Source organism: Algicola sagamiensis DSM 14643 (assembly GCF_000374485.1).
GTDB lineage: Bacteria > Pseudomonadota > Gammaproteobacteria > Enterobacterales > Alteromonadaceae > Algicola > Algicola sagamiensis.
The window spans coordinates 1-22,407 of sequence record NZ_KB894492.1 but is presented as its reverse complement, the minus strand read 5'-3'; the positions used below and the strand labels follow the sequence as shown (position 1 = coordinate 22,407).

General features: G+C 41.5%; 22 protein-coding genes. 17 read left to right on the top strand and 5 right to left on the bottom strand.

The window, feature by feature from the left end; genetic code table 11:
• Positions 1-223 precede the first annotated feature (223 nt).
• A complete protein-coding gene (locus tag C505_RS0103580; protein ID WP_018691216.1) occupies positions 224-1,516 on the bottom strand; it encodes a nucleotide sugar dehydrogenase in 1,293 nt (430 codons plus the stop codon).
• Positions 1,517-1,864: 348 nt separating this feature from the next.
• Here C505_RS0103580 and trpC point away from each other — a divergent pair, with 348 nt between their 5' ends.
• From trpC to C505_RS23430, 17 genes are all read left to right on the top strand, one after another.
• Positions 1,865-2,638 (top strand): indole-3-glycerol phosphate synthase TrpC, encoded by a 774-nt coding sequence (gene trpC / locus C505_RS0103575; RefSeq protein WP_018691215.1) that lies wholly within the window; start codon positions 1,865-1,867, stop codon positions 2,636-2,638.
• A gap of 94 nt (positions 2,639-2,732) precedes the next feature.
• Positions 2,733-3,815 carry a Gfo/Idh/MocA family protein gene (locus C505_RS0103570; RefSeq protein ID WP_169336995.1) on the top strand — a complete coding sequence of 361 codons (1,083 nt, stop codon included), beginning with the start codon at positions 2,733-2,735 and terminating at the stop codon, positions 3,813-3,815.
• Complete coding sequence (locus C505_RS21310; protein ID WP_211215047.1) at positions 3,781-4,914, top strand: DegT/DnrJ/EryC1/StrS family aminotransferase; 1,134 nt, start codon at positions 3,781-3,783, stop codon at positions 4,912-4,914. Before C505_RS0103570 ends, C505_RS21310 begins: the two co-directional genes overlap by 35 nt.
• Before the next feature lie 6 nt (positions 4,915-4,920).
• Entirely contained in the window at positions 4,921-6,066 is a 1,146-nt protein-coding gene (locus tag C505_RS0103560; protein ID WP_018691212.1) for a DegT/DnrJ/EryC1/StrS family aminotransferase, read from the top strand.
• Positions 6,059-6,943, top strand: a complete 885-nt coding sequence (locus tag C505_RS21305) for a sugar phosphate isomerase/epimerase family protein (protein WP_018691211.1) — start codon at positions 6,059-6,061, stop codon at positions 6,941-6,943. Before C505_RS0103560 ends, C505_RS21305 begins: the two co-directional genes overlap by 8 nt.
• On the top strand, positions 6,940-8,253 hold the full coding sequence (locus tag C505_RS0103550; RefSeq protein WP_018691210.1) for a M20/M25/M40 family metallo-hydrolase: 1,314 nt from the start codon (positions 6,940-6,942) through the stop codon (positions 8,251-8,253). The genes C505_RS21305 and C505_RS0103550 overlap by 4 nt, the downstream gene beginning before the upstream one ends.
• A 9-nt stretch (positions 8,254-8,262) precedes the next feature.
• A complete protein-coding gene (locus C505_RS21300) occupies positions 8,263-9,339 on the top strand; it encodes an Ldh family oxidoreductase (RefSeq protein WP_018691209.1) in 1,077 nt (358 codons plus the stop codon).
• Positions 9,336-10,283, top strand: coding sequence for a Gfo/Idh/MocA family protein (locus C505_RS0103540; RefSeq protein WP_157368786.1), 948 nt, complete (start codon positions 9,336-9,338; stop codon positions 10,281-10,283). Before C505_RS21300 ends, C505_RS0103540 begins: the two co-directional genes overlap by 4 nt.
• Positions 10,252-10,689 (top strand): DUF6917 domain-containing protein, encoded by a 438-nt coding sequence (locus tag C505_RS0103535; RefSeq protein WP_018691207.1) that lies wholly within the window; start codon positions 10,252-10,254, stop codon positions 10,687-10,689. Before C505_RS0103540 ends, C505_RS0103535 begins: the two co-directional genes overlap by 32 nt.
• 22 nt (positions 10,690-10,711) lie before the next feature.
• Positions 10,712-11,413 (top strand): B3/B4 domain-containing protein, encoded by a 702-nt coding sequence (locus C505_RS0103530; RefSeq protein ID WP_018691206.1) that lies wholly within the window; start codon positions 10,712-10,714, stop codon positions 11,411-11,413.
• On the top strand, positions 11,406-12,647 hold the full coding sequence (trpB, locus tag C505_RS0103525) for a tryptophan synthase subunit beta (protein ID WP_018691205.1): 1,242 nt from the start codon (positions 11,406-11,408) through the stop codon (positions 12,645-12,647). Before C505_RS0103530 ends, trpB begins: the two co-directional genes overlap by 8 nt.
• The gene (gene trpA, locus C505_RS0103520) at positions 12,647-13,447 is read left to right on the top strand and encodes a tryptophan synthase subunit alpha (RefSeq protein ID WP_040439362.1); all 801 of its coding nucleotides are present in this window, start codon (positions 12,647-12,649) and stop codon (positions 13,445-13,447) included. Before trpB ends, trpA begins: the two co-directional genes overlap by 1 nt.
• A 22-nt stretch (positions 13,448-13,469) precedes the next feature.
• Positions 13,470-14,063: a phosphoribosylanthranilate isomerase gene (locus tag C505_RS0103515; protein WP_211215045.1), complete on the top strand. Its 594-nt coding sequence runs from the start codon at positions 13,470-13,472 to the stop codon at positions 14,061-14,063.
• 11 nt (positions 14,064-14,074) lie between these two features.
• On the top strand, positions 14,075-14,983 hold the full coding sequence (locus C505_RS0103510) for a DMT family transporter (protein WP_018691202.1): 909 nt from the start codon (positions 14,075-14,077) through the stop codon (positions 14,981-14,983).
• A gap of 214 nt (positions 14,984-15,197) precedes the next feature.
• Positions 15,198-16,133, top strand: a complete 936-nt coding sequence (gene glyQ, locus C505_RS0103505; RefSeq protein WP_018691201.1) for a glycine--tRNA ligase subunit alpha — start codon at positions 15,198-15,200, stop codon at positions 16,131-16,133.
• A gap of 10 nt (positions 16,134-16,143) precedes the next feature.
• A complete protein-coding gene (gene glyS, locus C505_RS0103500) occupies positions 16,144-18,213 on the top strand; it encodes a glycine--tRNA ligase subunit beta (protein WP_018691200.1) in 2,070 nt (689 codons plus the stop codon).
• Between the two features lie 154 nt (positions 18,214-18,367).
• Complete coding sequence (locus C505_RS23430) at positions 18,368-18,859, top strand: hypothetical protein (RefSeq protein ID WP_018691199.1); 492 nt, start codon at positions 18,368-18,370, stop codon at positions 18,857-18,859.
• Here C505_RS23430 and C505_RS0103490 read toward each other — a convergent pair.
• The 4 genes from C505_RS0103490 to C505_RS24705 form a co-directional block, all read right to left on the bottom strand.
• Positions 18,856-19,923: a diguanylate cyclase gene (locus C505_RS0103490; protein ID WP_018691198.1), complete on the bottom strand. Its 1,068-nt coding sequence runs from the start codon at positions 19,921-19,923 to the stop codon at positions 18,856-18,858. The two genes, C505_RS23430 and C505_RS0103490, sit on opposite strands and share 4 nt — an antisense overlap.
• Positions 19,924-19,994: 71 nt before the next feature.
• A complete protein-coding gene (gene tusA / locus C505_RS0103485; RefSeq protein ID WP_040439357.1) occupies positions 19,995-20,243 on the bottom strand; it encodes a sulfurtransferase TusA in 249 nt (82 codons plus the stop codon).
• A gap of 81 nt (positions 20,244-20,324) precedes the next feature.
• Positions 20,325-21,095 (bottom strand): substrate-binding periplasmic protein, encoded by a 771-nt coding sequence (locus C505_RS0103480; protein WP_018691196.1) that lies wholly within the window; start codon positions 21,093-21,095, stop codon positions 20,325-20,327.
• 71 nt (positions 21,096-21,166) lie between these two features.
• Positions 21,167-22,036: a GNAT family N-acetyltransferase gene (locus C505_RS24705; RefSeq protein WP_245556328.1), complete on the bottom strand. Its 870-nt coding sequence runs from the start codon at positions 22,034-22,036 to the stop codon at positions 21,167-21,169.
• Between the last annotated feature and the right edge of the window lie 371 nt (positions 22,037-22,407).

The window sequence follows — 22,407 nt, the reverse complement described above, 5'->3', positions numbered from 1 at the left end:
GATACTGATACTGATACTGATACTGATACTGATACTGATGATGGTATTCGTCTAGTTATCAAAGGCCATGCTGATTTCGATGGCACACGCGCATGTACGTGGAGTTTACTTTGAGTGGGGCAAAGAAATGCATAAGGGAGAGTAGTTCAGAGTTAGAATGACCAAAAAACTGGTCTGTCATATCTCAAGCAACTCTAAATAATGCATCAGTGTAAGACGGATATTACATACGCCATATATTTAGGGAGCTATCATCGAAATCATCACTACGAGTAACTCCTTTTATATCAAAAATAATAGTATTCTTGTTAGACAGTTTTTCATACTCACTAACAGACATTTCCTGATAATAGTCATGTGCAACTGCAATAATGATGGCATCCATATCTGTTAAATCATTCATAGATATCAAATTAATATTATATTCTTGTTTGACCTCATCAGCATTTGCATATGGGTCATGAACAAATATGTTGCACCCCCATGAGTTTAATCCTTCAATGATATCTGTTACTTTTGTATTACGAATGTCGGGACAATTTTCCTTAAACGTTAAGCCTAAAATTGCAACTCTGGAACCATTCACCATCAAACCTTGCTGAGTCATTTTTTTAATGACTAAAGTCGATAGGTAATCTCCCATTCCATCATTAATCTTTCGTCCTGCAAGGATCACATCGGGCTGGTAGCCGAGTTGTTTAGCCTTATAGGTAAGGTAATAAGGGTCAACACCGATACAATGTCCACCAACTAGACCAGGTGTAAACTTGATAAAATTCCACTTTGTTCCTGCTGCTTCCAGTACTTTAGTTGTATCAATGCCCATATGGTTAAAGATAATAGCCAGCTCATTCATCAAAGCAATGTTAAGATCACGCTGAGTGTTCTCTATCACTTTTGCAGCTTCAGCAACTTTAATGCTATCAACTCGGTGAACCCCAGCCTTCACGACCGACCCATATACTTCCGAAATCACATCTAAGGTGGCGGGTGTCTGTGCTGCAACAATCTTTAAAATGGTTGTGAAACTTCGTTCTTTATCCCCAGGATTGATTCTCTCTGGCGAGTAGCCAACATGGAAGTCTTGACCACACTTGAGCCCAGAAACCTCTTCAAGTATGGGTACGCAATCTTCCTCTGTTGTTCCAGGGTAAACCGTTGACTCATAGACAATTATGTCCCCTTTTTTTAAGTGTGGAGCAATTGTTTCTGAAGCTTTTAGTAGGGGGGTTAAATCAGGTTGTTTTGATGAATTAATTGGTGTTGGCACACTAATAATATGAAAATCGGCTTTAGCAATGTCTGAAGGGTTGGTCGTAAAAGTGATATTTGATGATTGAAGTTCCTCTGAAGTGATCTCATTGGTTGAGTCAATTCCCGACTTTAACTCTTCAATGCGCTGTTTGTTTATATCAAAGCCAATACATTTCTTTTGTTTTCCAAAGGCAACTGCCACTGGCAGTCCAACATAACCTAGTCCAATAACTGACACTACTTTATCATGCATAATGCTCATTTTATATTCCCTCATAGATAAGATCCTAAGAAAAACCTAATAAAAAGGCTTAAATCTTTACGTTCGATATAATCCGGTTTTTAGCAAAAAGATATCAAAAATTAAGAACATTCTGGACAAGAGTAATGATTTTAGGGATAAACTGGAAGCTCTAAGTGCATAAAAAACAGTAAATCATAATAAATTATTATTTAAAATTTGGCATTTTTAAGCAGTTCCTTTTTTATAAACGAATAATGATGATTTATATTGATTTTGTCATTTAATTAATCAACAATGCGTATGTCATTGAATGTAGAGTGAATATTAATGTAGTAATTGTTTTTTACTTGTAAAGGAAAGTTTCTGATGTTGGAAGATATTGTTGCTTATAAGAAGCATGAAACAGAAAGTAAAAAGAAAAACACCTCGGTAGAAGAGTTAATAGAACGAGTAGCATCAGCTAGAAAACCTAGAGATTTTAAATTGGCCTTATCAGAAGGCACCATTTCCCTCATTTCAGAAGTTAAGAAAAAATCCCCATCTAAAGGCACTTTGAAACCTGATTTTAATCACCTTGAAATAGCCAAAGAATATGCTAGGTCAGGCGCTTCTGTAATTTCTGTACTCGGTGATGAGCACTTTTTTGGGGGTGGGGCGGATATTGTAAGAAAAATTGCTAGCGATTCTGACATTACACTTCCGGTAATGTTTAAGGATTTTATCTCATCTGAATACCAGCTATATGAAGCAAGAGCATCAAATGCTGATGCAGTTCTACTCATTGTTAGAATATTAGACCAATCGACGCTCTGTAGTCTGATCCAAAAAACGAAAGAACTCGGTATGTCAGCATTGGTCGAGACTTTTGATGAGAGTGATATAAAAAGAGCACTTGAGGCTGGTGCTGAAATTATTGGGATCAACAACCGAGATCTAGAAACATTTGAAACGGATTTTGAGAAAACCAAAAAGCTCATTTCCTTCATTCCTGAACATATTATTACTGTCAGCGAAAGTGGCATTCATACTAGAGAAGATGTCCAATTGATGGAGTCTCTTGGATTTGATGCAATTCTTGTTGGCGAGTCCATCGTTAAACATAGTGACATACCCGCGAAAATAAACGAGCTCTTAAGCTAAAGGAAATCTCTTAATTAGAGTCGTAATGTTATTCGGTTGTGGTTTTCTTAAAAGCACAACCTTTAGTTCATAATTGATGGAAAAGGCAGGGATTATGCTAAGAGTAATAATTATGGGGTACGGATTTGCAGGGCGGAGTTTACATCATCGATGTCTGTCCAAAATGCTTCAGCTAGGTTGGAATAATGTTCTTAAACCAGGTGTTGTCGCGATTGATAAGCAGTCTTTACTGGCGAATATCACTGATGTGGATGTTATATGCCAAACTGAGTTAACACCAATTCCCAATGAGCAGGCTGATTATCGTGTATTACATGTTTGCTCCCCACCGCAATACCACTTCGACAATATCAAAACTGCTTTAGAGTGCGGTTATCGACAAATTATTGTTGAAAAGCCAGCGGTTTCTACACAAGAGGAATTACGTCAGCTGATTGCATTGGAACGCTTTTACGAAGCAAAAATACTGGTCGTAGCAAATTGGGTAAGTAGTGCTGCTGTAACAGAAGTAGTTCGTCTGTTGGAATCACAAGAATATGGAAATTTAAAACAAATTACTGTTGTGCAGAACAAGTCTCGCTTTATGCGCTCTCGGCAACGCAGTGGTGAGCATGTATTTGATATTGAAATGCCTCATCAGGTAGCGCTTGCATTATTTCTAGGAGGTCCTGCAGAGCTTGAGGAAGCTAGAGTTGAAGACATGATTATGCCAGATAAAGCGATTCCGAACTTAGGGATTGGTGATCTCACTCTTTCCCATGTCAATGGGGTGAAATCTGAATTGCGCTCAAGTCTAGTTCATACTGCTCGTGAGCGTTATCTAGAAGTCGTTACTGAGCTTGGTTATAAAATAAGAGCAGCATTTCCTTCTGGGGGAGATGATAGTTATTCCCGCCTTTTGATTACATCCCCTCTTGGTCATGATATTGCTAACAAATTGCTATTTGATGACCCCTTAACACTCTGTTTTATCAATGCTTATCAATATTTTATTCGCAGTCAGCAATCTCCAGATACAGACAAACCGCTGGGGATGGATTTAAGTTTTAATGAATATAAAGTCGAGATTTTAGAACAAGCGAAACGCCTCGCATCCACGACGAAAACCGAAATCGGCTTTCAAGGAACGACTTTGAAAAATCATGGAGCAACAGTCAATGCCAGTACCGTTTTATGACAACCAAAATGAAATAAATACACTCATGCGTAATTGGTCACCTGAATTAGTTAAACTGATTGAGCAGAACCAATTAGTCAATGGTCAGCAAGTTGAACATTTTGAAAGAGAAATTGAAAACCTGACAAATATTAAGCACGCGGTCGCTGTTGGTAATGGCACCGATGGTCTGATCATTGGCCTCACTGCAGCAGGAATTGGTCCTGGAGATGAGGTTATTGTTCCTTGTTATTCCTTTTTTGCCTCGGTATCAAGCATTCTTCATGTTGGTGCTACCCCAGTATTTGTTGATATCGAACCTGAAACGTATGCCATTGATGCTGACTTAATCGAAGAAGCGATTACCGACAAGACAAAAGCCATTATGCCAGTGCATCTTTTCTGTCAAATGGCTGATATGCCTCGTATTCAGCGAATAGCTGAAAAGTATGAATTAATAATTTTTGAAGATAGTGCAGAGGCTATCAGTATGTTCCAACAGCAAACTCATGCAGGAGGCTTTGGTATCGGGGGGGTATTGTCATTTTTCCCGACGAAAACGCTTGGCGCACTTGGTGATGCCGGAATGCTCCTGAGTAACGATGATGATTTTGCGACAAATTGCAGGATGCTTAGAAATCTAGGGCGAAATGAATCAGGTATTGCACAGTGCATTGGCTTTAATAGCCGAATGGATGAATGGCAAGCCATGATATTGCGCGCTCGTTTGACGCAATTAGAAGAGAATATTCAGAGAAGAGCTGCACATACTGACTATTTAACGAGCCATCTACAGAAAATCCCACAAGTGATACGAACCCCAACATTTATCGGGCGTGATTATGTATCTAACCGAGTGGATTATGTGTACTTGATTGAGGTTGAAGATCGGGATGCACTTTCTCACTATTTAGCCAAAGGGGGGATCGTGACAGAAACATATTATCCAACTCCGCTTCATCTTCAGCCAATTTGTCGTCGTTTAGGGTATATGCGGGGTGATTTTCCTGTGGCAGAAAAGAGTGCTTCTCAAGCTATTGCTTTACCGATGTTTGCCGAGATGAAGCAAGAACAACTAGACAAAATCATCCATAGTATTCGTGAATTCTTCCAAGGATAAATCGTTATGGCAATTTCATTTTTTAATTATTCTGAGCGATTCAAGGATCTTCCTGAACGATTACCAACTTTGATTGAAGCGCATTGTGCTTCAGGCCAATTTATTCTGAAAGAATCTGTCTTATCGTTTGAGAACGCATTATCTCAGTTTTTGCAGGATAAAATGACAATGCATACCAATGTGTATTGTTCTGGCGTCAGCTCTGCATCAATGGGAATGACCATTGCGCTTAAGGCGTTGGGTATTGGTCCTGGAGATGAGGTGATCACGCCTGCTTATTCTTATGTTTCTACAGCGAGTGCGATTGTTTCTGTCGGTGCAACACCGGTTTTTGTCGATGTTGAGCCAAAGACGTTCATGTTGTGTCCGGAAGCTGTCATCGAAAAAATGACTGCACGAACAAAAGCAGTGATAGCAGTTCATTTATACCGTCGACTCATGGATGTTGCGGCATTAAAGTCAGCATTACCAAAACATATTTCTATATTGGAAGATAGTGCAACCTGTCTAGGTGGTGTCATCGATGGTGTCCCAGCCGGTTTAACTGGAGATATTGGTGTATATTCATTTTTTCCCGCCAAGCCATTAGGTGGCTTAGGAGATGCAGGGATTATTGTGACCAAAGACAAAAAACTCCATCGAAAGTGCAATATGTACCGTAATCATGGTCAGGATGGTCAAGTTCGTTTTACACATTTCTTGCTGGGTTATAACAGTAGAATGGATGATATTAATGCAGCCTTTTTGCAATATAAGCTCTCACACCTTGATAATCACAATGCTCGCCGCAGAGAGATAGCAGAATTCTACGATAAAGTAATTGATGAGTTGGGCTGGATTCGACAAAAGTCATTGATGCCAACATCAGTCGTTACTGAGGTTCCCTATAGTTATGTATTCCTATGTGACAAACCAAAGGAACTCATTGAATTTCTTCAAGATCACGATATAGAAGCAAAACAAGGTTTTCCTTTGGCGTTGACCGCTCAACCAGCATTTTTACCATGGGTAGAGAATGTTGATAGTTTTGCCCATGCCAATAAAATCGCCCAGCAGGCAGTTGCATTGCCAACTTACCCTGAACTGAGTGATGCGGCTCTTCTTGAAGTAAGAGAAGCTTTAAGCGCATTTGTTCGGAGGGATAATGATTGAACGAATTTCAGGTGTTTCTGATGAGGCAGGGCAAAGTTTATCCTCTCAGATGAAAGCGCATCAACGACTTGGTTGGAAGTACATTGAGCTACGAAATATTATGGGAAAGCCAGTCGATACATTAACTAGTAAAGAAGCAGTGGCAGTAGCAAATCAACTTTCAACTGCGGGTTTACAAGTCAATTGCTTGGCATCGCGTATTGGTAACTGGCAACGCACTGTTGATTTTGACATGGACACAGAGCAATGCGAGTTAGAACGGCTGATCGAGTTTAGCCAGCTTACTGGGAATCGCTATATTCGTATTATGTCTTACTTGAACAGCGGGTATGGCGAAAAAGAATGGCGAGATCGTTCTATTACACGAATTCATAAGCTGGTCGAAATGGCAGAGAAAGGTGGCGTGATACTTGTCCATGAAAATTGTAGTGGTTGGGCTGGGGTCAATGCTGATAATACGCAGTATCTTCTTCAATCAATTTCATCTCCTGCATTAAAACTCCTTTTAGATTTGGGGAATGGGCTGGCTTATAAAAATAAACCAAGTGACTTTCTTGAGCAATGTTTTGATTCAATTGTACATGTTCATATAAAAGATGGCATTGTGAAAGAGGGTGGACATGTCCGTTACACCTATCCCGGACAAGGGAAAGCTTCGCTAAGTCATCAATTAAAAACCTTGATGAAGAAAGGTTATCAGGGGTTGTTTTCCATAGAACCTCATATTGAAATGATCGTTCATGAAGGGGCTAACCAACTTAGTTACTCAGATATGAGTGAGCGCTACATTCGTTATGGTGTGATTGCACTAGACCTTTTAAAAGAGTCGCAGTCTACCGTGTCTAACACTCACAGAACGTGTGAGGTGGTAGGGTGACTCAATCGAATATGTTGTTTCATAAGAAGTATCAGACCTTACTTCATCAACTACTGGAAATTGACACGGTTACGCCCATGGAAGGGGGCGTTCTTTCGAACCTTGAACAAGCCCATGAGCTTTTTGCCCGCTCTGCTGCTGAATTAGGGTTTCAGCAGGTAGCACGAGTCATTGGGGAAGATAATGACAGCTTACCCCTTTCGGTCAAATCCAAATACGGCACTTGCCCTGAAGACTTCTTTAGAAATCAACCCTCAATTGTGCTTGGTTTTGGCGAGTGGTGTAACCGTGAGCAAACCATCATGTTTAACTTCCATATGGATACCGTTGGGCCAGTATTACCAGTCAGTGAGCAAGATGGGAAGCTCAAAGGGAGAGGAGTGATTGATAATAAAGGACCTGGCGTTGCTGTCCTTGCTGCAGTCGCACAGTGGTTAAAAAACCGACCAGATAGTGATAATACAGGTGTCCTGATTCAGGTTGTTGGGGGGGAAGAAGGCGGTGCGATGGGGACCTATGGAACCAAACTGCTTTTTGAGCAAGGGTTTTACGGCGCATTGAACCTATTTGTTATCCCATCCGAAGGTCGATATTTTGACTGTTCGACCACATCCATGACAGTAGAAGTGTCTGTCGATGGCCAAGGTTCGACGGATGATTCCCCCGCTTCTGCTCATAATGCGACCGCAATATTATCTTCCATGGTGGTCTCATTAAGTAAAACACTTGCACCACGAATGGATGCTATCGATGTCAAAATGACAATCTCTGGGCTACATACGGGAGAGATGCACAATCGAGTGTATGGAACAGGAAGATTGCTGATTAACTTTGCATATCATTCTCAAGTGGCAGGAAGAAAAGTTGAACAATTATTTTCTGAGGCTTTTGAGCAAGCAAGACTCGATTTTAAAGACGAATTTAAATCGCTCAACTTGTTTAAGTTATCAGCAGAAGAGCTAGATGAAGTTTTATCATTTCGATGGTTGAAAAAGGGGCTTCCTGTACTCAGTAACCGCAGCGAAACATATGAGCGAATGCTATCGCATGCAGGTGTCGAAAGGCACCTAAATAGCGAGAGAACTTTTACTTGTGATGCGATGTGGGGACAACGTCATGATTGTTATTCCATTATGTATGGACCTGGTTCGCTTGAGTTAAATGGTGCCCATACAGACCAGGAAGAGATATTTATTCAGGATTTAGAGACCTATAGCCAGTCTATTTTCAATCTTTTAAACCAGTTTAGTGAACAGTCTGCGCAGAATCACAGCAAAGAAATATTTCAACCGATGAAGGCTAAGGCTTAAGGAAGAGTGATGAAGGATTTTTTAGTCGAGTTTAATCAACTCAAGCAGTTTATTGAAAAAGTATTTTTAAATGAAGGTGTTGCACAATGTTTGGCAAAACAAGCAGCAGAAACGCTTGTGTACGCCGACATGGCTGGATTAGATACACACGGTGTGCTGAATCTTATTTCGATCTATGTGAATGGAATTCGTAGTGGGGAAATCTATCCTCACGCAGAAATGTCAGTGATCCAAGATACAGCAGCTACCGTGTCGCTTAATGCGAATCGAATGCTTGGTTTGAATGCTGGTCAAAAGGCGATTGAGTTGGCCATCGAGAAAGCGAAAAAGTTTGGTGTTGGTATTGCCTGTGTTCGGAATAGTACCCATTTTGGTGCGGCAGGTTATTATTCTCAATTCGCATTGAGAGACAATATGCTCGCAATATCAATGACGAATCTCGGTTCGAAGCCAGTTGCACATGTCATGGGTAGCCAGCGTCCAGTCATTGGAACCAATCCTATTGCACTTGCTGCCCCAGTCAACAATATGCCTGATTTTGTATTGGATATGAGCACAAGCGTTTGTGCAAGTGGAAAAATCAAGCAAGCAAAAGCAAAGCAGTCTGAGGTATCAGCACATTGGCTCTATGACGCTCAAGGTGATCCTGTGACAGATGCGGATGCATATTTTGCAAATCATGCGTTTTTACCAGGTTTAGGCGGATGGGAGAAGTCGTCGGGTGGACATAAAGGCTTTGGCCTGAACTTGATGGTTGAAATCTTATCGGGCGTCTTATCTGGTGCGGATTTACCAACAACAGCCCAGCAAGGAAAACAAAATGAAGTCGGCCATTTCTTTTTAGCGATTAACATTGGTAATTTCCTGCCTCCAGCATTATTCAAGCAGCGTATGGCTCAAATGTTAGATGGTTATTTATCAGAACCGACTTTTGATGGGTTTGACTCCTTACAATACGCTGGGTTACCTGATGCGCACTTACGAACTCAGCGTGAAGCAGGGGGGATTCCTATTCCATGCGTAGTCCTCGAGGAATTAAACGGCTATGCCTTAGAAAACAATATTGAACAGTTAGAGGTAATATGATGATTCATATCGGTATTATTGGGCTTGGTGTGATTGCACAGTATTATTTGGCCGCTTTCCCTCAATCGATGACAGCAAAGCTGAAGGCTGTGTGTGATCTAGATGATTCGAAGACCGAGCCATATTTAGACACTGATGTTTGTACGTACTCAGATTATCTTGAACTCCTGAAAGATCCATCAATTGATGCTGTGGTTATCAATTTACCGAATGATTTGCATTTCAAAGCTTGTCAGGATGCCTTGGCATATGGAAAGCATGTATGTTGTGAGAAGCCTTTAACTTTAAATGTCGATGAAGCAAAAAAGCTAAAACAGGTCGCTCAACGGACAGAGTTGACGTTGTTTACTGCTTTTCATCGCCGTTATAACCAGCCTCTTATCGAATTAAAGCAGCAAGTATCTTCGCTGGATGAGGTGAGTCACGTTGATATTTATTACCTGGAAAAAATAGAAGAGCATGCTGGGAATGATACCTGGTATCTCGATCCTGAAAAGTGTGGTGGTGGTTGTATCGCAGATAATGGGCCGAATGCATTTGATACTCTGGAGTGGCTCATAGGACCTTTGGCTGTGAAAAAGGTTGAGATTGCTCGTGATGATAAGGGAATGGATATCGAAGCAGTGGTTAATTTGGAAAATCATCAAGGTTTAACGGCTACAACCTATTTAGATTGGGCGTATCAAAAGGGGGAAGATAAGCGAGTTGTTTTTACCATGAAAGATGGTCGAGTCCTGAGCAGCGATATGTTGCGTGGCAGTGTGGCATTTAAGTCGTCACTCTTTCATGAATATGCACGAGTGATTGATGATTTTGTTTTGCATATTACCGAACGTCGTGGGGCTGGAGAAGAAGGTCTTTCAGCCGTCAAACTTGTGAAGCACTGTTATGCACTAGAGGTAGAAGAGCAGCATGATCTCGAACGAAACGTATCCTCACTGTGATCTGAGCACAGACGTGAAGATCCCTGTTAAAAGCCTGCTCGTCAAGAAGCTGTTTCATAAGCAAAGGGATCGCGGCATGACACTGATCGAATTTGAATCCCGATGTGTTCGACGCGGTGAAGTCCATGAGTTAGTTACAACAACTCAGCGCAATCTTGAGGCAGGTGATCGTGTGAACGACGTTGGGTTTATCGGTTTTGTAGAAATCCATAATGCAGGTGTGATTGAGAAGGGTGATCTTGTTTTGGCGAACGAAGAACAACTTGGCACTGTTGTTGGTTTTGATGAATGCCATTTTCCTAATCATTACAATATTCTCATTGAATCAGAGCAGTTGATTTCTGCAACAGACCTGAATTTGTCTCTACTCGATACTTTTACATTTATCAATGCTGCGGATAAATAGCATGAACCAATAGGGAATGTAGATGAATAATAATCATATGAATATGACGAGGGTCGTCTCAAAAAACATTGAAGAAATCATAAAATCAGAAGCAGTAAAGAAAGCATTACCAGGTGTTCATGTATGGGCGATTCAATTATCGATCAACGCAATGGTTGAAGAAACATGGGAGGAGGAAATCCAACAAATTCACTTGAAGTGGAATGGAAAAAGTCGCTCTGAGGTGATGAGTTCCCAAGGACAAAAACCTTATGTTGATTTTATGAAGTCTTTAGGGTTGAACATAAAGAAGCAGCCTCCTTCAGTCGCGAATCTCATCACTCGTGGTTTCACGAAAGATACCATTCGATTTCCTCGTATCCATCCGGTGGTTGATGCAGTGAATATAGCGGCACTGCAAACAGAAGTATCGCTTGGTGTGTTTGACGCAGCGCATGTAGAAGGAAATTTACAGCTTAACTTCAGTGAAGGTGGAGAGTTATTTCAGGGAATTGGGTCTGATAAACATGTTGAGTTAGAGCGCAATCTACTTGTACTGAGCGATCAAGAAAAGGTGCTTTCATTGTTTTCAGTGCGTGATAGTCAAACCCAAGCTATTCATGAAGAGACAAAAAACGTATGGCTATTAGGATGTCAGGTCCCGGGAGTGAGCAAGGACGAGACATTCAAGGGGATAGAGCAAGCAGTGGCAAATTTACAAAATATTGGAGTGAAATATGAATAGTCAGCTGGATACCATGGATGAGACATTCTATGCCAACTTTAGTGATATGGCTTCTTATTATGGTGCTTATGGTGGTTGCTTTGTACCGGAAACTCTTATGCCAGCTATCGAAGGGATCGTGAACCAAATTGATGAGATAACCCGTGATGAAGGTTTTCGCAGTGAACTACGCGGTTTGCTTGAAGAATATGTTGGTCGACCCACACCCTTAACTTATGCAAAAAACCTATCACAAGAACTAGGGTTCGAAATTTGGCTGAAAAGGGAAGATCTTGCCCATACTGGAGCGCATAAAATTAATAATGCACTGGGTCAGGCTTTGCTCGCAAAGCGAATGGGGAAGCGACGTATTATTGCCGAAACAGGGGCTGGCCAACACGGAGTGGCAACTGCAACAGTTTGTGCTTTGTTAGGTTTGGATTGCACGATTTATATGGGTGCCGTAGATGTCGCTCGGCAACAACTGAACGTATTTAGAATGGAAATGCTAGGTGCAACGGTTGTTGAGGTCGATAACGGAACAAAGACCCTGAAAGATGCAATTAATGAAGCAATCAGAGATTGGGTAACCCATGTTGATGATACCTATTATTTGCTTGGATCTGCTTTAGGCCCTCATCCTTATCCAGTGGTTGTTCGAGAGTTTCAAAAAGTAATAGGAATCGAAGCAAAACAAGCTTTCCAGTCTAAGTTTCCAGGTGAACTCCCAACTGCCGTTGTTGCCTGTGTAGGTGGTGGTTCCAACGCCATCGGGCTATTTCATACCTTCATTCATGACCCATCGGTAAGGTTAATTGGTATTGAGGCTGAGGGGGATGGTATCCAGAGTGGACGACATTCAGTGCGCCTTGCTTCTAGCGTTGATCCCAAAGCTGGTGTTCTTCAAGGTTGTTACTCATTTTTAATGCAAAATAGTGATGGACAAGTTGAGGAGACGCATAGTATCGCTCCAGGATTGGATTATGCAATGGTTGGCCCAGAGCATGCGCAACTCTGGCAACAAAAACGGGCAGAATATCACAGTGTGAAAGATGAAGAAGCTCTGGAAGGGTTAAAACTGTTAACGAGGACTGAGGGTATTATTCCGGCCCTAGAAAGTGCGCATGCAATTGCGGGTTTAGTGAAGCTCAAAGATACATTCCTTCAAGGGGATAGAGTGATAGTGAATATAAGCGGTCGTGGAGACAAGGACATGATGGCTATTTTTGAGCGTAGTAAAAAAAAGGATAAATGATGAAGAATCAATTCACAAACAAGCTGGATAAGAAGTTTATCGACGCAAAGGCACGTAACCGGGCGGCACTGATGCCATTTTTAACGATGGGTTATCCCAGCCAGCAGTTATCATTACCACTGCTAGAAACGCTTTCTGAAAACGGCGCTGATATTATAGAAGTTGGCATACCCTATAGTGATCCAGTCGCAGATGGTCCAGTCATACAAGCATCTTCGCAAATATCACTAGAGAATGGCACAACTCCTGAAAAAGTGTTCGATATTCTCGCGGCTTATGCAGAAAAGAAACACTCTGCAACGCTGGTGATCATGACTTACTATAATATTTTGTTGCAACAGGGCCTTGAGAATTTTGTCCGACAGTGTCGGGATGTCGGTGTCACCGGGATTGTCGTACCCGATCTTCCGTTAGAAGAGAGCAAAATGCTCAAAGGTTTGCTGGATGAATATCAAGTTCATCTCATTCACTTTGTCCCCCCTAATATTTCCGAACAACGTCTTGAGAAAATCGCCAAACAAGCATCTGGTTTTATTTACTTAATCTCTGTTACTGGCGTCACGGGTAAGCGTAAACAATTACCCGTGAATTTAGGACCATTATGCTCGAAAATCAGAGAATACACGCAAACACCAATAGCACTAGGCTTTGGTATTGGCAGTGCAGAGCAAGTCTCCCAAGCCGCTCAAGAAGTTGATGGTGTCATCATTGGTAGCGCGCTCATTGAAGAATTAAAGGAGCCTCAATCTGCCATAGATAATGCGGCAATATTCATGCGTGAGGTTTCTCATTATGAATGATACCCGTATTAAGGTGTGTGGAGTGACACAACAACAGGATGTTGTCTCTCTTGGAGAGCTTGGCGTAGATTACATCGGTTTTATCTTTGTGGAGGGGTCCAAAAGGCAGTTAACAGCTCAATCTTGTGCCAACCTGCTTCGACATATGCCGAAAACAAGTCAATCAGTCGCAGTATTTATGAATCAATCGTTGTCGTTCATTCAATCTGTACTGGACGTATTCCCTGCAAATATTGTCCAGTTACATGGTAATGAGCCTTCTGAATTCTTAGCACAAATTAATTGTCCGGTGATCCAGCGTATTCATCCGCTGGATTGGTTAAAGGGGCCTCAGTCTAACAAGCCTGATAATTTCCTTAATCATCTTATCGATCCAGGAGCGGGAAACGGGGACACCTTTGACTGGCAAAGTTATGTAACCGAATTGCCGCAAACACAATTGGCGGATACGTGGTTGGCTGGGGGATTAACCCCTGCGAATGTGAAGCAACATATTCAACTTTTAAGTCCTTCAGTCGTTGATGTGTGTTCTGGTGTTGAAAAAGAAAAACAAGTAGGTATCAAGTCTATCGTGAAAGTTCAAGAATTGATTGAACAAGTACGTAACACTGATTGAGGAGCTTGAGGATGAATCAAAAAAATGTTGCTTATATAGAATTAACTTTTGCGATGGTGATCGTAGGCAGCTTGTCTGTAGTTGGAAAAAAAGTGATTGAAGTTTTTCCCGTGATGCTCTCGAGTTTAATTGCTTTGATGTTAGCGTCAATAGGGATGTATTTTGTTCATAGGGTGATGGTGGGACATGTCCCTAAGTTGAACTTTTCACAGTTGAAATTAATAGGCTTGCAGACATTATTTGGTGTTGTTTTATTTCGAGTATTTTTTCTGTATGGCCTTTACTGGTCATCGGCTTCGATGGCTGGCATTTTGATCGCTTTAACACCTGTCGTGATTGCGCTGCTTTCGATGTGCATCTTACGCGAAAAAGTGAGTCCAAGTGTGATGGCTGGGATCTTGTTCTGTATGATTGGTGTTGCTATTTGCCAATCATCAGAGCTGATGCTTAGTCGTAATTGGTGGGTTCTTGCGGGGGTAGGGTTAATTCTACTGGCTATGATATGTGAAGCGATGTTTACTGTTTTTCGTAAAAAGCTGACCTATGAGTCATTGAACCCGATTACCTCCAATTTTTATTTATGCGTCATTGGTTCGGTGCTTTTTTTACCTTTTGGAATATATGACCTCCAGAATTTTGACTTATTGAGTACAACAAGTACGGATTGGATCCCAATTCTTTATACTGCTGTATTTGTGAATATCATTTCCTTTATCTTATGGTTTAGTGGTGTTGATAAAGTTGATGCGACGGTTGCTGGTGTATTTACGGTTATCATGCCAATCACCTCGCTGATACTATCGGCAATGATTTTAGGCGAAACGATTACTTGGACAATGATTATAGGAATGGTAATCATTATTATGGGGTTATTGTTGGTTATTTATTCACCTGACGAGCTACCTCAATCAGCAAGCTAGTGTTTTAAAATCGATCTTAGTTTTCTCAAATTCCTCGTTCACTCACACCTTCTTTTTTCAAAAGCTCTGGTCATGTGCTGGAGCTTTTTATTATGATTGATAACCCACCTCCTTTGGAGATGGTATGAATTACGCTACATATTGGTTGCGACAGCGGGTATACTTGGCGGTATTTTCTTCAAGCGCATTGACAGTAAGAACTCTAGATAGAATTATGGCGAATTATAATTTAAAGACATTCCAGGGACTTATCCTGGCATTACAAGATTATTGGGCACGTCAAGGGTGCGTGATCATACAACCCTTAGATATGGAAGTCGGCGCAGGGACATTCCATCCGATGACTTTTTTGAAAGCTATTGGTCCCGAGCCTGCAAACTTTGCTTATGTACAACCATGTCGTCGACCTACGGATGGTCGATATGGTGAGAACCCAAATCGCCTTCAACAATACTATCAATTTCAGGTGATCCTCAAGCCATCTCCTGGTGATATTCAGGAGCTCTATCTTGGTTCTTTGCGTGAACTTGGTATTGATACTTTGGTTCATGATATACGATTTGTGGAAGACAATTGGGAGTCACCAACACTGGGAGCCTGGGGGCTGGGCTGGGAAGTATGGCTCAATGGCATGGAAGTGACTCAGTTTACGTACTTCCAACAATGCGGTGGCTTGGAATGCTCGCCAATCTCTGGTGAGATCACATATGGCCTAGAGCGCTTGGCGATGTATATCCAGGGTGTAGATAGTATTTATGACCTCGTTTGGGCTGACGGTCCTCTTGGTCGTGTCACATATGGTGATGTATTCCATCAAAATGAAGTTGAGCAATCCACATATAATTTCGAACATGCAGATGTCGAGTCACTGTTTAGAACATTTGATCAATGTGAAAAGGATTGTGAGCATTTGATTGAGCAAGGCCTTCCATTACCAGCTTATGAGCAAGTGATGAAAGCATCACATGCTTTCAATATGCTTGATGCACGTCATGCGATTTCTGTGACAGAACGTCAACGCTATATTCTTCGCGTGAGAACTTTATCCAAAGCAATTGCGGAAGCCTTCTATGAATCACGAGAAAAGCTTGGTTTCCCGCTATGTAATACAACTGAATCGAAAACAGATAATAGTGAAGATGTGGCGTAGGAGATAAGGCATGAGTACACAAGATTTTTTAGTTGAACTTGGCACAGAAGAATTGCCACCAAAATCTCTGCGTCGTCTCGCGACTGCATTCGCAGATAACATTCAAGATGAACTGAAACAAGCAGACCTCGATTTTGAAGATGTTGTTTATTTTGCTTCACCACGTCGATTAGCGATTCGTATAAAGGCATTGGTTGCACAGCAAAAAGATAAGGTTGTTGAGAAGCGAGGCCCTAGTTTACAGGCTGCGTTCGATGCAGAAGGTCAACCGACGAAAGCAGCTGAAGGCTGGGCGCGTTCTAATGGGATCACTGTTGATCAGGCGGAGCGTCTTGAAACAGAAAAAGGTGCATGGCTTCTTCATAAAGCAGAGGTGAAAGGAAAAACGGTCACACAGATCATGCCTGAGATCGTTGCAACTGCATTGAAAAAGCTTCCGATTCCAAAACCAATGCGTTGGGGTCGTTCTTCAGTACAGTTTATTCGTCCAGTAAAAACACTGACAATGCTATATGGAGATATGTTGATTGAAGGTACGGTTCTTGGGCTGAGTTCTGCACGTCAGTCTCAAGGGCACCGTTTTCACCATCCGGGCATGTTAGAAATTTCGGATGCGTCTAGTTATGAAGAAACATTGAAGTCTGGTTATGTTATCGCCTGTTTTGATGAACGGAAATCAATAATTAAAAAACAAATCGAAGCGGAAGCGACGAAGCTGGGTGGTCACGTTGAAGATGATGACAGCTTATTAGATGAAGTTACAGCGTTGGTTGAATGGCCTGTGACCCTAGTTGGTACTTTCGAAGAAAAGTTTCTCGATGTGCCAGCAGAAGCGCTGTCTTATTCCATGAAAGACAATCAGAAATACTTCCCTGTTTTTGATCAAGCAGGCAAGCTGACGAACCAATTTATATTTGTTTCCAATATAGAGAGTAAAGATCCTTCACAAGTCATCTCTGGAAATGAAAAAGTGATCCGCCCTCGACTTGCAGATGCTGAGTTTTTCTTCCAGACAGATAAAAAGCAAACATTGGAAAGCCGAATCATCTCATTGGGCAACGTCTTGTTCCAAAAGCAGCTCGGCACTTTGAAAGAAAAATCTGAGCGGATTGGCGCCTTAGCCGAATGCATCGCTGAATCGCTTCATGCGAATACGTTGCTTGCCCGTCGCGCAGGTTTATTGAGTAAGACAGACTTGATGACGGAAATGGTCATGGAGTTCCCTGAAGTACAGGGAGTGATGGGTAAATACTATGCCCAGCATGATGGTGAGGACAAGGTTGTTGCAAATGCGCTTTATGAGCAGTATTTACCACGCTTCTCTGGTGATGTCTTGCCACAGTCTATGGAAAGTTGCGCCGTCGCGCTTGCTGATAAGATGGATACCTTAATTGGTATATTTGGTATTGGGCAGGTACCAAAAGGAGATAAAGATCCATTTGCACTTCGTAGAGCTGCGATTGGTGCTTTGCGTATTATTGTCGAAAAAGAGTTACCGCTTGATATCGAAAGATTAGCATTGCAGGCTGTGTCACAATATCAGGGGCGTCTTACAAACGACAAAGTTGTTGCTGATGTTGTGGACTTCATGTTGGGCCGTTTTCGTAGCTGGTATCAAGATGAAGGTGTTGCAGTTGATGTTATCCAGGCAGTTTTGGCAAAACGCCCAACAGAGCCTGCTGACTTTGACAAACGGATTAAAGCTGTAAATCACTTTAGAACATTACCATCCGCTGAAAGTTTAGCTGCTGCCAATAAACGTGTAGGAAATATCCTTGCTAAGTATTCCGGTGAGTTGCCAGAGCAAGTGGATGCATCTTTGCTTAGTGAAGTTCAGGAGCAAGCATTAGCATCTCAAATTGATGCGATGAAAGAGCGTGTTGAACCCATGATGGGTACTGGTGATTATCAGCATGCACTGACTGCTTTATCTGAGTTAAAAGAAGCAATCGATGCATTCTTCGATCATGTCATGGTGATGGCTGAAGATGAAGCCGTGAAAGTAAATCGTCTGACCATGTTGTCTCAATTGAGAAAACTTTTCGTTCAAATCGCTGATATTTCTCTTCTCCAATCATAGTCTTGTAAAATCACAGGGGTTTTTTGCAAAATCCCTGTGATTCTATTTACAATTCCTCGTATTTCGCACCATAATGTGAGGTGCACCATAAAGTGCATGGTGCTCTGGCCTACAAACACGAATGAAAACAAACAAAAAGTTGTAAGGAGCGACGATGCGTCTGAGCGTCATTTCAGCTGTTCTTGTCAGTGGTATTTTGGTGACTGGATGTGGTTTAACCTCATCAGAGAGTCCTTCCGAACCTGAGAAGACCGCAACTACTACGACTAGCGGTGCGTACCCTAAACCCGCTGAGTTAAACGGAAAAGCTGTATATTTGCGAACTGATTTGGATTTGTGGCAGGTTGCAGAATCTGCACGCCTTCAAGAGGTAGAGCATCGTATATATCGTGCTAATTTATCTTTAAAAAGCCAACAGCAGCTCTCATTCCGTTTTGCAGACAAAGATTGGTCGAAAGGGATCAATTGTGGCTATAAAACGAAAAAAGATCGTAAGGTGATGGTAGGGAAGACTGTAGAAGCGAATTGCTCCGCACTCTTTGAAAACTTCATCTTTACTGCTGAAGCAGAAGGTTCGTACTCATTCTTTTTGGATAAACGCGATCCAAATAACCCAAAAGTTTATGTGAAGCGCCCTAAAACTTAGCAAACACGATTTCTTCCGGTATTTTTTGCTTCATAAAGCCTGGCGTCAGCTTCTTTTAAGCTGGCGCTGATATCTCTTGTTGTTAAAGCGCTGCTTACTCCAATGCTAATTGTTACATCGACTTCTTGCTCATCTGTGATGGTTACGATGAGTTCATCAATTGTTTTTCGAATTTTCTCTGCAATTGTATAGGTATAGGTAAGTTGTGTATTCGGAAGGAGGATCAAGAACTCTTCTCCACCCATTCGCGCGACAACATCAGTCAATCTTAAATCCTTCTTCAACGTTTGTGCGACTTCTTTTAAGACGATATCACCGGCGTCATGGCCATAGCTGTCATTAATTGATTTGAAGTGATCAATATCAGCGACAAGAACCCCCATCGGATAATGAACGACAGCAGCAGCACTGGTACTGAGGTAATAAGTATCAACAAAACGGCGGTTAGGGAGTTGGGTGAGTGGGTCCATATTGGCTTGTTGTTGGTTATCAAAGGAAAACGAAGCCATTTCCTGATGACTTTTTTCCCGAAAGTATTCACTGATAAAGCTCATCGCCATGACAGTGAATAATGAAGCTAAGAATCGAGTTTTTTCTTCACTTCGATATTCCGCAATAATGATATTGGGTTCGTAAAGGAGAAAAACGAAAACTGCATACATAAAGAAGCTAACCAATATTCCATGTCGGACTCCAAGTAAAATCATCACGGCCAATGGAAAAGGATATACCCAGTACAGAGCCGTATTATTATGACCACCGCTATAAACAAGAATTATCATGAGAAAACTGACAATGAATGAAGCCATTCGACAGCAATGAGAGAGTTCTTTTTTCCAATGAAAATATAAAATATTACCAATCGCGAGAACAACAGTTGGGAATATTAAAGCAATCATAAAACCATTGGGTTCAAATAAATGCCTAAGACCAAACATAAATAGCACGGCGGTGCACACATAGCTGAAGAACAAAAGCACGAGAGTCTTGCGTTTTTCTTCTATATTTCGGCTAATATCAACTTCTAAAAAATGTCGCCACCAGTCTCGGGACTTCAGTTGCATAAACCATCATCAGTGATTAGAAAAGATACTTTCTAAGTTTAGAGGGCTTATCTAAAAAAAGAGAAACGTGACTAGCCTTTTCGTATGAGATATTGATAAGGTTGTTCATTTGTTTGCGCATGAACCAATTCATGATCCATAAAACGGCAAAAAGATGGGATGTCTCGTGTTGTTGATGGGTCATCGGCCTCAACGAGCAAATGCTCGCCAGATCCCATTTTACGAACTTGTCCACGGACCATCATGACTGGCTCAGGGCAACGGAGGCCTTTTGCATCAAGGAAATGATCATAATGTTGGGACTGGATTGATTGATTCATGACAACGATACCAAAAAATGAGTCGGAAAATTGTACACAAATTGATGAGTAAATCAAGAAAGCGTTCATACAAAAGGAGGCTTACTTTGGAATGATTCCTTCAGGAATAAGAGACGCGGGGATTTTGTGCTCCTCGTAGAGTGCTTTTAACTTTCCTGACTTTTTCCAAATGAGGAGCTGTTGATTGAAACGCTCTGTGATCTCCTTGTGGTCCTTCAATTTCTGGCTTAATGCAAGTTGCATCGTTTTTTCTACGATGATGAGTTCAGAAAAGCGATAGTTCTTTTGCCATCCTGGCATTTTTTGATTTAAATAATAAGTTGCGACAGCTTCATCTTCTGCGACTAAGTCAACTCGGTCATTTGAAATAAGCTTGATATTCGATTCAAACTTCTCTGCGGGAATAAGATAGTAATTACTGACGGATTCGAGAAGAGGCCCGTAGGCATAATTTCGCATTGTTCCGATTCTTGAAAGTGTGATGTCTTTTAAGTTCACAACTCTGGAATACTTATCCTTTTTATATAACAGACGGACCCGATTGGTTATATAGGGATAACTGAAATGAACAAATTGAGCCCGTTCTGCGGAGTGCCAAGCACTAATAAGCCCGTCATATTTGCCTTGGCGGGCAAATTCGAGGGCGCGTGTCCAAGGGATGATATGAAATTGAACGGGTATACCAATATCAGCGAAAATTCCCTGCACGATATCGCACACTAGACCTTGATTATCCGCTCCTTCAATGACATAAGGTGGGTATGGATCATGCGCAAGCTCCAGGCCAAACTCACTCGCTGTTGCATAAGCTGTGGTGAAACAAATCAAAAATATGAAGCTGCGTAAGAACATTCGGCCACAAGTGTTGGAATAAAATATGTATGAATGAGTTTAGCAGCTATAAAACAACTATGAGATAGCAACTATGGGGCAGGTGATTTCAGGTAGATTTCTGAGATATCCATGATCTCTACAGTTTTTTCAGCAGCGGGAAAATATTCTGATAATGTTTGAATAAGTATTTTTGCAGCTGACTGTTTCTGCTCAGTTGTCCGTCCAGCGAGAATTTTTAAGGTTAAGTGGGCAACATTTGATTGCAGGCCATTCTTTGTATTTGCTTCCATAAGGTAGACCCGAACTTTGATTTGTTCTGGGCGAAATAACTCCGTTTTACATAACTGATGATGGAAGCGCTCGCATAGGTGCTGCAAATCATGTTGATCAGCGGTTTGCTTGTCCAGTTCTATAATGAGGTGGGGCATGGCTTTGGCTCCAGAATGAAAGCATATAGAAAAGAATAATGGAGTTTCACTTTTTGACTGTGTATTCCATGAGGAAGTTTGTGAGCAAGACTCCATGTAGGTTGACCTGCTTTTTTTCACAACACGAAAACCATAATGCTCAAAAAAGGGTTTAGCAGTCAAGCTGACATGAGAGTACAGCCTTGGTAATTGACCGTGTTGCGCAAAATGCAGTATTTCATGCATTAACGTTCGACCGACGCCTTGTCCTTGATATTGGTGATGGCAAAAGAAATGATCGATCAGTCCGTCTTTTTGTAAGTCCGCATAACCAACAATCGTCATGCCTGATTCTGGATCATCTATATAAGCGATCATTGGCTGTATCTTTTGATAACGTTCTGCCCATAATTCTTTATCGAATTGATGGGGAGACCATGCATCGAGTTGTGCCTGGGAATAATCTTTACGATTCACATCATGGATGGTGTGATGAAAAAGCTCCCAAAGCGATTTCACATCAGCTTCATGAAATGCCCTAATTTGTATCATTAATACAGTCCTCTCCCTGAATAATGTAGATATTAGAGGATAAAACATGCAATTTGATTTGTTAATCACCAAAGAGAAAGAAAATTACAAAAAAAGTGAAAAAAGGGGTTGCGGAGATTTGTGAAATCTCTATAATGCGCTCCCACACCAACAGGGGGCAGGGCAAACAAGCCGGCGACTGAAGGTGAGGTTGTTGAGAAGAGGTTCTTCGAAATTAACTTTCAAAATAAAGGTTGACTTCGAAAGAAAACATCGTAAAATGGCCGCCTCGCTTAGGAAAACGATTCAAAGCGAGATTTTAGAAGGTTAAGGTTCAAATTAAATGTTGATAAGAAACGTTAAATTTAATCCTTGACTTTGAATCACAGAGG